Here is a 15,098-nt window from a genome sequence, read left to right on the forward strand (position 1 = left end):
CAATCTCCTCTACCCCTCGTAGGCTTCTCTTCTCATAGCCCGATTGGCGATCAACGTAAGCGCGAATCCGATAACGAACATCACCACGGCAGTGGCGCTGGCCATACCAAAACGATTGTTGCTGAACGCTTCCGAGTATAGATAAGTTCCAAGTACCTCCGTTGCGTTGAGGGGGCCGCCATTTGTCAATACGTAGATATTATCGAAGATCTTGAGCGTACCGATAACCAACAGAATGACGTTGATTGCCGTCACTTCTCGAATCAAAGGCAACGTTACATACCACAGCAACTGTCTACGATTAGCCCCGTCGATCCGCGCGGCTTCCTTGATGGCATCGGGAATGGCTACCAGGCCGGACAGGAAAATAATCATCACCACGCCGATTCCTTGCCAGCAGCAAATCAGAATGACGGTGAATAACGCGATGTCGGGATCGGCCAGCCAGGCTTGAATCAGATTTCCCATGCCTAACTGAGTCAGGAAGCCATCCAAAAGTCCGTCTCCCGGGTATAAAATAAACTTCCATAATAAGGAGATCGACGTAGCCGACATGATGACCGGCATGAAGAAGGCCGCTTTGACGACCCGGATCCCTCGCCACTTCCCGTTCAGCAGCAAGGCAAGAAATAGCCCTGCTGGAATTTGGATCAGAATACTTCCTGCCATAATTGTCATGACATTTTGAAGAGATTTCCAGAAGGTCGCATCCTCGAAGATAAACCTGAAGTTGTCGAAGCCGACGAAGGTCATCGCCGAACCGGCGAATCCATTCCACTTGAACGCCGCAAGATAGAAGCTCTTGATGACGGGATACACTAACAAAACAGAGTAGAACAACAATGCGGGAAGCAAGTACAGCATGATTTGCCCGTATCGGGCATTTAGTCTTTCCATCCGAATCCCCTACCTGAAAGAGATAGGCGTATCGTTAACGACTTCTACGCCTATCTCCCGATTTCTGATCTTATTGCGCTTTCGCCACTTCCGCATCCAACTGCTTAGCTGCGTCCTCCGGCGTAACGCCTTTCACCAATACAGCTTGCGTCAGATCGTAAAGCTTAGTGTTCGCTGCCTTCACGGGTTCGAAGGCGGAGACATCTCCCGCGAATTCCTTGCCCGTACTCATCGCCTTCGATACTTCGGCAATCAGCTTGCCGCTCTTCTCCGGATCGACTTCCGCCTTCACGGCAGTCAGATCCTGAGCTTTTTCGATAATGATCTTGGAAGAGGCAGAGCTTGTCAGCGTCTTAACCAGTTCGATCGCCATGTCCTTCTGATGCCCTTCGGCTTTGGTTGAGATCGCGAACGAATCGGACACGCCTCCCATCCATGAATCCTTATGTTCTTCCTTCTCCGTGAAGTAAGGGAACGGGAAGAAGCCTACTTTGTCGCCGAAGCCTTGCGGCGAATTCGGACCTGTCGATTCACCGACCGCCCATGAGCCGGAGAAGCGCATTGCGGCCTTCCCGTTATTGAAATCGGCAACCTCGCCCGCATAGTTTAATGCGATGTATCTTTTGTCGAATGCCCCCGCATCGACAAGCTCGACCATACGTTGGAACGGCTCGATGGCCTCCGGCGAGCTATAAGGAAGCTCGCGGCTCAAGATCTGCTTCGCTTTCTCTGTACCGTTCCACTTATAGAACAACGCCGTGTACAGATGCTCGGCGCGCCATGACTCGGATGCGCCGATTGTCATCGGCGTTACGCCGGCCGCCTTAAGCTTGTCTATGACGGCAAGCAGTTCATCCCAAGTCTTAGGAGGTTCAACGCCAGCGGTTTGGAACAGCTCTTTGTTATAATAGAAACCCGTGCTGTATGCGCCGAGGGGCGCGGCGTAAATTCCGGTGAAGCCATCGAACCTGAGACTGTCGAGCGCTCCCGAGATGAAGCCATCCTTCCAGTCGATATGGCTGTTCAAGTACTCCGTCAGATCGATAATCTTATTCTCCTTGGCATAATCCGCCGTGCTTGCTCCCGGGAAGATGACGAATACTTCCGGAAGATTATTCGTGGCACGGTCGACCGTGAGCTTCTTGTCCAGCTCCGCAACCGGCAGAAACTCTTTCTCGATCGTGACTTCGGGATACTTCGCGGTGAACTCCGTTAAGATTTGATCGATTGCCGGACCGAACGGGTGGTCAGGCGTGTAGGCCGTCGCCACGCGAAGCGTGACTTTCTCTTTGGGCGCTTCCGAGGCTGCCGGGCTTGTCGTGCCGATGGCTCCCTTGTTGTTTTCGTTATTACCGCCGCATGCTGTAAGCGCTAACATTATGGACGTGGCAGAGACGAGCACAATGCTTTTACCCCACTTTATTTTTTTCATTGCGAACCTCCTGATGTTTTTTTGTTTCTAATCGCATTTTATATCCGGGGAAGCTAAGCGAACAGATGAGGAATTACGGTTGTTTTGTTTGTTTTTTCAGCCCTAATCGTGACGCAGGTGTGATCTGCGATATTCAGAAGGGGTCATGCCATACGTTTTTTTGAACAACGTGCTGAAGTACCGCTCATCCTCGTATCCCACTAGCCGGGCGATTTGTCCGATCTGGATACCGTTCATCTTAAGAAATTCACCCGCTTTTTCCATTCGTACCTTGAGGACGTAAGACACGAACGTTGTGCCTGTTGCCTTCTTGAACACATCGCTTAGATGATTCGCGTTCAGATGAACCTTATTGGCCATCTGGGTAAGCGACAAGTCATCGCCGTAATTCGCACGTATGTAATCCATCAGGCTTTCTACCGCTTTCTTGCCATCTGATTGACGGTTCTTCCGATACCTCTCGCTTAATTGCACGAATGGCCTTGAGAAGCCCTCCGCTAACGAGGAAATATCCCGATAATATAACAGCGGCTCCGGCATCCTGATGAGAGAGTGCTCTTCCTGCTGCTCGTCTACCCACTCAATGGTCCATTTCTCAATCAGCACGCGCAAATAATCCGTCATCTTCTCCAACTCATTCACGTCATCTCGTTCTCTTAACGCGCTGCGCAGTCCCCCATCAATGTATTGCCTGATACCTTCAACGTTGCCGACCCAAATATACTCCTCTAGTTGCTTATCCTTCCATTCCAATTTAGATGCAGGCATCGGCCGACCGTTATCTACGAATACTTTCCTCTTCAGGGCAAGCAGCGACTGCCGAACGGCAGGAGTCAGCGCATTCCAGTAAAGTTCGGATATGCCGTGACCGGTTTGAATGGTGTAAAATTTCAATCGCCGCGCAAGAGACTCTATCTGGTCCATGCAGCGGGACAGAAGCTGCCCGAGGTCTGTCGGGTTATGCGGTGCCAATAGCAGAATGTTCAGCGCCCCGTCGTATTCGAAGGCAACCCATAGAAGTTGAGCCGGTATCCAGTCGGTCAAATAATTGCGAATCGAGAACGCTGCTAGTTCTTTATCTGCTCGCACTCTCTCTTGATCGGCAGTTTCAGGATAATCGATTCGGATGGACACGCAGACTGCCGCGCGCGTCAGAGGATTCCAACCGAACAGTTCCTCCGGGTTAGGAATCGCGGAATCCTCACGTAGCAACCATTCGATGACCCATGCTTCCTGTAGGTAGCGGGTCGATTTCTCCGATCTCTTCAACTGCGTGTACGTATGCTCCTGTCGCCGCTTGGCATTATACGCATTCCGGATGGCATCGATCAGCTGTTCCCGAACAATCGGCTTCAGAATATAATCCCACGCATGTAGCCGCAGCGCATCTTGCGCATATTTGAAATCCGAGTAGCCGCTAACTACGATGAACTGCGCGGTACCAACCTGGCTTGCGGCCTGCTCGATGAAGGATAGACCATCCATGGCGGGCATGCGAATATCGGTGATCACGATATCCGGACGATACCTGTTCAACAGCTCCAGCGCGGCGATCCCGTCCTCCGCCTCTACGATTTGCTCTACTGGCAAGACGCTTCCCGCCAGCATGGAACGGATGCCGCGTCTCATCCAAACCTCGTCATCTACGATTAGGATCTTCATAGCCCTGCCTCCTTGGTGTCCTTGTCGTCGGTAAGGTAAGGCAACCGAAGCTGAACAGACGTACCGGTCCCCTCTTGGCTGTCGATCGCAACACCGCAGCGCTCGCCGTAATAGAGTCTAATCCTCTCGTGAACGTTAAGAAGACCGATTCCGCCAGCCTTTGTCCGAGGATCAGTCGGTCTGCCATGCACGAACGAATGCCTCAGCGACTGAAGCTTATCCTCGCTCATGCCGACTCCATTATCGAACACGGACAGCAACAAGGAATCGTTATCCAACTCCATGTTAATAATGACGATACCTTTGCCCCGACTCGGCTCCAGACCATGGTAGACCGCGTTCTCGACGATCGGCTGAAGCGACAGCTTCATCACCTTGACTCCCAATAAGGACTCATCGCGATTGATGATCGCCTCAATTCGATTGTCGTAGCGAAAGCTTTGGATCGTCATATATTGGACGACAATGTCCAATTCCTCCCTTAGCGTCACCAGATTGGATCCCGACTGAATGCTATAACGGAACACGTCCGATACGGCCTTGCACACGACGCTGATCTCGGGAACCTCCCTGACTTCCGCCATGCAGCCGATCGAATTCAGCGTGTTATAGAGAAAATGCGGATTAATCTGCGCCTGCAGCGCGTTGAGCTGAGCTTCCTTTTCCTTGATTCCCGCTTTGTATACCGTATTGACCAAACCATTGATTCTGCCGATCATCTCGTTATAGGAACGAACGAGAGAACCGATTTCATCCCTTGTCTCTATGCCCTGGACTTGATAGAATCGCTCTTCTCCCATTTGCAGCATCGTCTTCTGAAGCTTCTTGATAGGGTTGGTCATGCTTGATGACACGAAGAGAGACACAACGCCCAGCAGAATGAGCAGTACAACGGTAGATATAACGATATTGTTCATAATTGCGCTTTCATTTGGTTGCAGCAACGGCTCCAGATCCGTTACCGTAATGTACTTCCATCCTACGCGCTGCGAATAGCTGAAGGTGACCAAATGTCTGTCCCCGTCGATATTCATGACACGGGTTCCTTCATTCTCGCCATCCTTCAGCATCAATTCCGGGCGCCCGAACGGCTCGCCTAGACTACTCTCGTCGTAGCTGTAGACGAGTTGTCCGTCCATATCGACGATATAAAATTCCGTATTTCGCTTTTTCTTCAGCCCTGTCAGGCGATCTCGAATGACCTGCAAGTCCATGTCCACTAGGATAAGTCCAATTGCTTCGTTCGTTTCTTTACTGATAATGCTTCTGCCAATGGAGAATACATATTTGGGATCGGGCGAGACGAAATGATCGGCTTTGCGCGTTGTAATCATCAATCGTTCCCCGCCAAGCGCTTTAATCTTGGCGAACCAGGGCTGATCAACGAAGGAGTAGAACGGAGTCACATCTCCCAATGACGTTTTATAATAACGGTTGTTGGTATCGTCGAAGATGTATAAACCGATAATATCTCTGCGCAAGCCGAGCAGCACATCGATCGTGTTGAACAGCTTGGCTTCGGCTTCCGTACGTTGAAGGCCGACTTTATATTTCAATGACAATAACGTCTGCTGCATTTCCATCGAGTAGTACGGCGCATTGGTCAGCTTCTCTACATCGTCTACGTAGCTTTCAATATTTTGGCTGACGGACTCCGTGAGATCTGACATATTCTGCGTCATCATCTCTTCCATCGTGTTCGTCGTCGTTATATAGAACGAAATAGCAGGGATAGCAAGAGACGGTATCAAGATCATCAGACAGGTGAATACAATCTTCTTACGGATTTGATTCCGGATATCGAGAGCCTTTACGATCTTGCGCATCCATCCCACGGCTGTCCCTGCTTTCGCACTCATGTCAAGCTTATCGTATAAGCATGATCGGGAAGGGTCAAGCATAATTCATATTCATCTTCGGCCACTTGCCGGAGTTCTCCATGACTTGCACGCGGTAAGGTCTTGCTATTGAACCTCAACCTGCCGATACCCGACCGCGCCGTGGTCACCCGAATGCTCGAAGCATCCATGTAGACGGAAACCTCTCCATGCGGAGTAGGCACTTCCCCTGAGATCCACTCCAATTCGCCAAGCTTCGGTTCCACGCAATAACGGGCGTATCCCGGGGCTTCCGGCCTGACGCCGAGATAATACTTGCCCAGCAGATAGATAGGGGCTGCTCCCCAAGCATGGCATAAGCTTTTGCGGAATTTGCCACCATACATGTCGTATTGCTCGTTAGCCGGTAACCCCGGATCAAATTCCTCCCAGAACGACGTGGCGCCCAGATCCAGCATACCGCCCCAATACCGCTTCATCTCCTGCAGCACATAATGCTGCTCTCCGATCTCGCACAGTGCTTCCATCTCGAAGAAGCGCATGAACGGCGTTTTGATCTTTTGAACGGTATCATCCAACAACACGCGCCGCCTGACGATATCCTGTTGCTCCGGGCTGAGATAGCCGAACCGCAGAGCGAACATATTCGGATATTTTAGCAGCCGCTCGATGATCTCGCCATTCCATCTGCCGTGCATCAGTCCGCCTTTGTCTTCGTTCCAGAACAGCTCGAATATCTTCTCGCGCAGCCGAGTCGCCAGCTCCGCGAATTTCCGCTCATGTTCCGCATCGCCCATTAATCCGGCGAACTTGGAGCTAATGTCCAGACAGTGACAGAACAGAATCTGTTCCGCGCACACTTCGCCCTCCCGCTCCATATCCGCCCAGTCAATGAACACCCAATCTCCAGACAGTCCTTCCATCATGCCTTCCGCGTTCCTGCGGCCAAGGCAGAATTCGATGAGCGTCAGCAACTTCGGGTAGCAAGCTTGAACGAAGTCAAGATCGCCCGTATACATATAGTAGTCATCAAGGGTATGAAACCAATGAAACGTAAAATCCATAATCGTATTGATGTGTCTGGTCACGGGGTCTTTGCCGCGCAGCGCTACGATCGTGCGTTTGACGACGTCCGCATCGAAGAAGATGTAGTTATTGATTAAGGCTCCCAGATTCGCGTCTCCGCTCCACACCCAGCGATCCCGCTTCATTCCGTCATATAGAAATTCTCTCGTATTCATATGAATCGTTTGAGCGGAGATTTCCCAGATTCGATTCAGACCATCGTCGGAGCAACGAAATGCTCCGCGTCGCACGATTGGCAAGTATTCATATTCATGCAGGATGTGCTTGTAACTCAAGCCAGGCTCCAATTGCAGTTGAATATACCGGAATGCACGCGTGACTTGCGTTCGGTAATCCGTAGGAGTAACGCAGTCCACTTCCAGTTCGTCGAATGTTTCGGCTTCCTCTCCAGCCAGAGCCTCCTCCAGCGATTCTCCATAATAGAGGATTACCTTCCCCGTACCGATCATGCCCGTAAACGTAACATAACCGAACGTCTCACGGCCGAAGTCGACGACCGTCTTATCGCCATATCGCTTCACGGACACAGGCTCAACGGTCTCATAGGCGAAGGGAAATTCACCCGGCGGCTGATGAATATCCTGGAATGCCCAGCATGCAGCCGGCTTCCAGTCGCCGTCATGACAGGTCACCTCCCAGGAGCTGTCCGTTCCTCCGACGGTCTGTCCGTAGGCATAGATAGCCGGAACGGCCTCGTCCGTGTACGCCATAATTTTAATCACGTGTTCTCCAGGCGGGATTACGATGGAGGTGATAGGCTTCTTTTCGTAAGAAACCGGAATCATATCATCGTCCATCAACACGACGAACGATCCTTGAACTGCAAGCGTAAGCACTTCTTGCTCTTGGAGATTGAATTTCTTCCTGAACGCTACGTTACTGTAGGCCGAATCTAATCGCCAATAGGGCGGTGAGATGTATCCCCGGAATTGACGCAACACGGATACTTTGCGGTGAAGCCAATGCTCATAGTCGCCCGGATACCAGATCCAAGATGCCTTCTGCTGCTGATTCATTATGGATATCCCTCACTTCAGTAATAATTGGCGTAAGTATGCAGCCGCCTGCGGCGCGTTACCGCTGCGGATCAAATCTTCGATCTCTTGAGTCGGCAGTTCGTCGACGAACCGGACGAAAGCTTGCATGGCGCAAACGCCTTCCCGAACTGCTTCCAATCCGTCCTCGCGATAAGGGTATTGGTCAATTGATAGCCAACCCGTATATTCCGTTCGCTTCAACCAGTAGAAGAACTCCAACGTCTCGATGGTATGAACGCTGCCGACGATCATATCATCGTCCCAATGGCGATAGTTGTCGTTCATATGAACGTGAAATAGCTTGTCTCCGTATTTCTTAAGCAGCGCGACCGACTCCGCCGGCGTCTCGTAGGCGTTCAGCGCATGACCGAAATCGATCGTGACCCCGACATTGGGCATCGCCGTCTCTTGGCAGATTAGCAATGCATTGGCGGCGGTGCTTAAGTAACTGTGGGTGCGAGGCTCCTTCACCTTGTATTCCAGAGCGACGCGGAAGTCCGGACGATACTGCGCAACTTCCATGATCCCTTCGGAGAACCAATCCCGCTCCTGAATATAGTCAGCCTGGAACAAATAGTCGTACCCGTCCTGTCCTGGCCACAAAGACACCAGGTTGCCTCCAAGTTCGACTGCAGCGTCGATCATTTCTTTCGTATGCGCGACAGCCTGCTTGCGGATCGCTTGATCCTTAGCGGAGAAGCTGCCGTTCTTCCACTTGATCTGTCCGAAGTGATCAGGAATAATCGATACAAGCTTCAGCCCGTAATGGTCCAGATATCCCTTCAATTCCTTCACATTGTTCTCCGTTACATGCCAAGTGCCAACCAATTCAACTCCGGTAACTCCCTCGATCTTGGCTACCCTCTCGAACAGTTCGGCAATGCTGAATGGACGACCGTATCCTGACGGAACGTAGCGATCCGAACTTGAACCGACATTGGATAGAATGACAGAATAATTGGCTTTCATAGGACACATTCTCCTCTCCATGGTTTCTTTCATTCTATCAACCCTCACGTGGCCGGTATTTATCATATCTACTATGCGGATACATGAATTAAAGCCCGATTCATCGGGATGAACCGGGCTTGTTTGCAACTTCCTGAACGGTATTATTGAAGTAGATCTAATCCCCACTGCTGGTCGAATCCGTCGACATCTGCTGCCTGAATCAAATTCGCCGGACCGGTCGCATGATTAAGCGGCGTAATGACGAGTCCGCTGACTTTATTCTTAATCTTATAATAGCCGTCTCCGGTTGGGATCAATTGCCACTGCTGATCCATATTGCCGTCATCAGCCCACTGGATCAACTGAACGGACGTTGCGGAATGACCGGAGGGCGTAACGAGCAGCCCGCTTGCCTTGTTGACGATCTTGTAGTACCCGTTGCTTGTCGGAACGAATAGCCAATATTGATCGTTCGACTTATCATCGCTCCATTGAATGAGATTCTCGGGACTTACGGAATGAGCGTACGGCGTTACGAGCAGATGCTGCGGTCGGTTCATCAGCTTATAGCTGCCTTGCGCGATACCGGCATTGTTGTAAGCCTCGAACGACCAGAGAGAAGGAACTCCGCCATTCGTCATGCTGATGTTCAGTCGTACCTTCGTTGCCGTCACTGGCGCGAATAGATCGGTCTGATAGACATGGGGATTTTCTCCGCTGTAAACGTTCACCCAAGCTAAACCGTCCCAATACTGAATTTGATATTGTTTAATCTGCGAGCCCTCGTTGACATACTCGTTCATTCGTGTCGTATTGAACGTGGTAGGGGTACCGAAGTCGACTTCAAGCCAGCCTCCGGAAGTACTGTCCGAGGCCCATCTCGTGTAGTGTAAGCCGTCGATCGCTTGAGCCGGACTGAACGCCGAAAGATTCTGGTAGTAACTGCTGGCCGTTGCCGTTCGGCCATCGGTCAAATCTCCGCCTTTCCATGGGTTCTTCGTCGATACGGTTCCGTTGCCTGCACCGGCGCTCGACATAATGTTCAGAGCATGCGCATCCCAGTTTCCGCCGCTTACCGAGATATTGTTGGTGCAAGCATTCACGACGGGGGTCTTGAAGATTTCCAGGTTGCTGGAATAGTAGTTGTATTGGCAATCGTTGTCTCTCGCCGAGAAATGCGCCGGACCATAGTCATTCGCCATGAACCAATAATCGGTGTTGCCGATCTGTCCATCCATCACATTGTCTTCTATGGCGTACTGGGCGGTGCCGCTATCCAGATAAATATAGGTGTACATGTTGTGCTGAGCGCTTATATAGTTGTACTGGATCTTGGAGCCATTCTGTTGGCCAAGCGTATAGATTCCGCCTCCGTCGAACATGACCTTCATATAGTCATAGATGCGATTGTACTGAATCGTGTTGCTCCCAATCGCGTCGGCGTCATAATCGGCCAAATAATCAGCCTCTCCCCATCCCCAGCCGACGGATATGCCGCTGTACGGGATATCGTAGATGGTGTTGTGGTCGATCAACAGATTTTTAACGAAGCCGCCGAATATACCGACCGCTCCATAGATCTCATTGCCGATCTTGGTAATCGTATTATGAGACACGACATGATTGCTTACAATTACCCTTGGATCTGACGGGTTACGATCGCTCATGCCCAGTTCGTTCAGTCCCGACTTCGTCTCGTCGTAATTGACATCGCCAATATTGATCCCATTAACGGATATATCCTCGAGATGGTTATTGTGAATGACATTGTTCCGGCTTCCCAGGTCGAAGGCAATGCCGCTGGTACCGATGTGAGAGACAGTACAATTCTCGATGCGAATTCCTTCGGAGAATTTGAAATCAAGAGCCGAAGACGACAAGCGGTTAGCCGCTCCCGTCATTTCATCCGTTGCCTTGATATGAATGACGCCTCCCTGGTGATCCGCATACCCTTCGTCGCTACCTGGCTGCAGATAAGTGGTGTACGAGAAGGTAATGCCTTGGAACTGCACATTCTCCAGCAGGTTATCCAATGATCCGCTATGATTGCCGTCAATCAGCCTCTCCAGCTTCGGCAAGATGAAGCTGGACGTATTCATATTCTGACCTGGCAAAGGCTTGTAATAGAGATAACCTGACGAGCGGCTGAGATACCACTCCCCGTTCGTATCGAGCAATTCGTATGCATTCTCGATCACTTGCGGATACGTCATCCCGATTGCATACTGCGTATGATATTGCGTCGTTCTCCAGAAGGGCTGCTTCATATAAATTTTGCCGTTCGCAATATGGTCAACCCCGCCCCATTGAATTGTCCATTGCACCTTCTCGTTGATTTCGATATCGGACGGATCGCCCCAGGAAGCCATGTTGGCATACATCCCGGTAGCAGGCAAGTTGAAGCCGTTGGCGGCATCCAGCGTGAAGCCGGCAGGAGTCGATTCGCTTCTGGCGCGTACGGCGCGGACACCGTCTACGTAGAGGTGCCTGGAATAAAAGTCGGTTCCTACGTAAGCACGATAGATATTGTTGGTAGCATCGAAGAGGCTCCAGTCCGTTACCGGTACGCCCCCGCTGATGACGGGTGTCTCCGATGAATAGTTCCGGTATACGATCCGGTAACCATTCGTACCCGAATCCTGCGAAGTCAGTTGCAGAGGAGCGGCAAGCGTATATGTTCCTCCACGCAAATAGATGTTAATATCTCCAGTCATGCTGCCGTTGACCGTACGCACGACATCCCGTGCCTTCTCGATCGTGGCGAACGGCTCCGCTAACGTACCCGGATTGGAATCACTCCCATCCGGTGAAACATAATAATGGATTGGCGTGCCAGCCGAGGCATGATCAGGTATGACGACCATGCAGATGGCTGCCATACTTAGAACGAGCAGACTCGATATCCATTTTTTCATCGCATATACCTCCGCTTCATGATTGAATCAGCATTCCTAGCACGTATTGAGCATACCAGCGCGACAAGAAATCGTTCGGATGATTGATGTTGTTGCCTGTCATATCACGATACCACTTGCGATAGAGCAAGCTCTGATGAATATTGGTCATATAAGCGACAGCTACCCCTGGCTTCTCGGCGGCAATCTCCTGCAGCTTGCCGACATAGGCTGGCTGCTCGTGGAAAAAGCTAGGTGTCTCGGGATTGGGCAACATCGTACCTACGAGAATAAATTCCGTCGAAGGGTTGGATACTCGCACCGTATCGATCATCTTCTCGATATTCGTCTTGAAGTTTGCCGCAGATACATTCGGAACCCAACTCGACCCGTTCCAGTAGGCCGTCCCGTCATTCATGCCGAATGCTAGAATAACGAGATCGGGATCGTGCTGACTGACTCTTGTCTGTATGTTGTTCGTCACTTGATTCGGAATGTTATCGCTGCCCCATACCGAGTTCTGGCCGCCGACTGCGGAATTTACGATAGAGACCTCGCTGCCGTAATGCTTCTCGAGTCCATACTTGAGAACATCCCCCCAGTTCGGCAAGTACGGCGACTGGTTCATGAACCCGCTGGCGTTCGCTCCCACCGTGATGCTGTCGCCATAGAGGACGACCTTGAGCGGATCTTGGCTATCGAGTTTGTCAGTTGTTCCAGTCAATACGTTACCCGCATAGGCTGGTGTATGACTTGTCCATGGATTGCCCGAGTGTTCATACGACACGAGAATCTGCCGGTTCGCAATCGTCCCCTCTGCATACAGGACGCAAGTTCCATCCGTTCTCTTGAACACGTCGTTACAAGCCGCGCCGGTTCCGGTCGTAAACTCGGCAGCGTTCATATAGGGGATGCTGGAGCCTGCAACCCGCTGAATGTAGCCGTTCACAACGATCCAGTCGATTCCTTCGAAATATTCCTTCTCCATTCGAGAATCTCGAACCGACAAGATCTGGGCTTGCGTCGGACTGAACAGCAACGGCGCCATGGCCGGGGACCCATTCGTCGAGACCAACAAAGCAGACTCTTGGTAGATCGTATCTCCTTGCCATAGAGGTCGAAGCGCGGTTTCATGAGGATCGCTTGTGTAGAACAGAGCATCAAGATCGAATCCGATACTTGTCGAGGCACTATTCTTCGCGTTCTTAGCCACGATGCGAATCGTATGCTCATCCGATTCGGGCCATGAATGATGATACAACTCGGTACGCCATTCACGAATAGGTCCATACGTATCTACTTCAGCGACCCACAACCCGTCGATATAAATATCGACTAGCCCATGATCCGTATTACGCGAACCAACATAGCTTATCGAGTCTCCTACGAATGTGAATTCCGCGTAATCGCCTGCCGTCGTCGTCCAATGCTGGGACTGATTCAGAGCGTTCGGGATCTGGTCCGAATGGCTGACCGTTCCGGAGTAGCGGACTTCATTGCTATAGTCGTCTACTTGAATACGACCATCGTAATAAATCTTGAAAGCATCAACGATGGCATAAGTGCCGCTTCGTTTGACAATTTTGATCGTATGCTCCTGCTGCGGCAATCCCGTGCGTTCGAACACGGTCTGCTGCGTTGCCCAAGTACCTGCGCAGTCAACCGTCGCCTGGAAGACATCGTCGATATAAATATCCACTTCTCCTTGCGAAGGCGACAACTCCGTTATATAGGCGATTCCTGTACCGAAAAAAGACATCTCCGCATAACTACCGTTGCTTTGCGTCGCATGAACGTCATCCTGATAGTCCCCAACCCCTCTATTCTCTATACGGGTCCATGCGTTCGCAGGTTGATAGCTAATCCACCCGTTATTATTGACGTAGGTCCATCTTGTCCCGTCATTGGGCTCGACAAAGGACGATGGATAGGCGAACTGTGCCGAGGCCGAAGACGCGTGAACATCCACACCGAACACGGAAAGGATGTGCATCAGCAAGGCAAGTACCAATAATACGGCCGTTCTACTTCGAAGTCGTAACCGGAACATCATTGTATTCCCTCCTCCAATTTTGTAAACGCTTTAATACAGGGTTTTGACCATCATTTTAATTTAAGGCCGTGCTTATGTATTTGTCATATCCGATACTCGCGTTCCGTAAGAATGATTTCAGCTTGCAGTCTTCGGCGAACTTACATTGCGGTAATCTGAACGCTTACAGACTGAATGCGTTTACATCTCCTAAGAGCATCCTATATATTAATAGTTATAGCAGCTTAGTCTAATGGAGGATGGGGATTCCGTGTATATCAGACAATTCGAGCAATTCCATTCAACCTACATGAGCCAGATCATCGGCGGCGGCATTCATCCATTTCACGAGCTTCTATTCATCTCCTCCGGTAAAGTGACGATTGATTGGATTGAGCATTCCTACACGGTGAATGGACCGGCCTTGTTCATCTTCCCGCCCCATTCTCCTCATCGGATTCGCCAGATGTCCTCGGTCCTGCAATGCTGGTTCATCGAGATGCGCCTGCTTCAGAGTAATTACGCCCCGAATGCCGCGTCCATTGTCTTATGGAATCAGGCTCAAGCTTCTTTAGATTGGAATGAACCCCGATTGGCTCCGATTAGAAACGTAATGCAAGCAATCGAGAGCATGCTGCCTTCGAACGGTATACGCAACGCGAGAGTACCCTTTCAGCAATTGTTGGCTTGCGACATCCAGAAGCTTCTATTGTTAATCGATCAGTACATCCACGTATATCAGGCCGAGATCAACGGATCCTCGACGTCTGATCCTCGTAACGACAAGTGGTCTGCCCATCAAGACATCTATGAGCTGGTTCGTCATATGGAAATGTTCTTCACAGAGGATATTTCCCTTGATAGGCTTGCAGAACGCTCGGGCTATACGCAATCTTATGTCAGCCGTTTGTTTAGGGAAATTACGGAATTTTCCCCTCAGCAGTACTTGAATGAATTGCGAATGAGCGCGGCGACTTCTTACTTATACACGACGAACATGTCGGTTCAGAAAATCGCCGAAGCCGTCGGTTATCCTGGTATTCATTATTTCAGTCGGATGTTCAAAAAAAAATTCGGGGTCAGTCCCTCGGAATGGCGTCAAAAACACACCTTGGTATAAAGTAATGCATTGATGCTTTCGACCTGCTTAATGTGCCAATTGACGCCGGACAAACCCCCGTCGCGCCAAAGGACTTGTTGATATTACGAATATTCAACTGAATAAACAAAGGCTATCCAGACTTCCAATAACGAGGAAGCGGACTTTGG

Annotated in this window: 9 protein-coding genes; 1 reads left to right on the forward strand and 8 read right to left on the reverse strand. The window is 50.6% G+C overall.

All coding sequences use genetic code 11. The features are described 5' to 3' along the window. Window positions 1-9: 9 nt before the first annotated feature. The 8 genes from HH215_RS16905 to HH215_RS16940 all read right to left on the reverse strand — a co-directional run bounded on the left by HH215_RS16905 (window position 10) and on the right by HH215_RS16940 (window position 13,850). Entirely contained in the window at window positions 10-897 is an 888-nt protein-coding gene (locus tag HH215_RS16905) for a carbohydrate ABC transporter permease (protein ID WP_169280977.1), read from the reverse strand. A 70-nt stretch (window positions 898-967) separates the two neighbouring features. Beyond that, entirely contained in the window at window positions 968-2,329 is a 1,362-nt protein-coding gene (locus tag HH215_RS16910; protein WP_169280978.1) for an ABC transporter substrate-binding protein, read from the reverse strand. A gap of 102 nt (window positions 2,330-2,431) precedes the next feature. Beyond that, the gene (locus tag HH215_RS16915; RefSeq protein WP_169280979.1) at window positions 2,432-3,991 is read right to left on the reverse strand and encodes a response regulator transcription factor; all 1,560 of its coding nucleotides are present in this window, start codon (window positions 3,989-3,991) and stop codon (window positions 2,432-2,434) included. Then, window positions 3,988-5,850: a cache domain-containing sensor histidine kinase gene (locus HH215_RS16920; protein ID WP_169280980.1), complete on the reverse strand. Its 1,863-nt coding sequence runs from the start codon at window positions 5,848-5,850 to the stop codon at window positions 3,988-3,990. Before HH215_RS16920 ends, HH215_RS16915 begins: the two co-directional genes overlap by 4 nt. Further along, window positions 5,847-7,931 carry an alpha-L-rhamnosidase-related protein gene (locus HH215_RS16925; protein WP_169280981.1) on the reverse strand — a complete coding sequence of 695 codons (2,085 nt, stop codon included), beginning with the start codon at window positions 7,929-7,931 and terminating at the stop codon, window positions 5,847-5,849. The genes HH215_RS16920 and HH215_RS16925 overlap by 4 nt, the downstream gene beginning before the upstream one ends. Before the next feature lie 12 nt (window positions 7,932-7,943). Beyond that, window positions 7,944-8,921 carry a sugar phosphate isomerase/epimerase family protein gene (locus HH215_RS16930; RefSeq protein ID WP_169280982.1) on the reverse strand — a complete coding sequence of 326 codons (978 nt, stop codon included), beginning with the start codon at window positions 8,919-8,921 and terminating at the stop codon, window positions 7,944-7,946. Between the two features lie 143 nt (window positions 8,922-9,064). Then, window positions 9,065-11,818, reverse strand: coding sequence for an RICIN domain-containing protein (locus HH215_RS16935; protein WP_169280983.1), 2,754 nt, complete (start codon window positions 11,816-11,818; stop codon window positions 9,065-9,067). Window positions 11,819-11,834: 16 nt separating this feature from the next. Beyond that, window positions 11,835-13,850, reverse strand: coding sequence for an SGNH/GDSL hydrolase family protein (locus HH215_RS16940; protein ID WP_169280984.1), 2,016 nt, complete (start codon window positions 13,848-13,850; stop codon window positions 11,835-11,837). A 250-nt stretch (window positions 13,851-14,100) separates the two neighbouring features. On the opposite strand from HH215_RS16940, the gene HH215_RS16945 reads away from it, so the two are divergent. Further along, window positions 14,101-14,949, forward strand: a complete 849-nt coding sequence (locus HH215_RS16945) for an AraC family transcriptional regulator (RefSeq protein WP_169280985.1) — start codon at window positions 14,101-14,103, stop codon at window positions 14,947-14,949. Window positions 14,950-15,098 lie beyond the last annotated feature (149 nt).

Origin of the sequence: Cohnella herbarum (genome assembly GCF_012849095.1) — a bacterium.
GTDB lineage: Bacteria > Bacillota > Bacilli > Paenibacillales > Paenibacillaceae > Cohnella > Cohnella herbarum.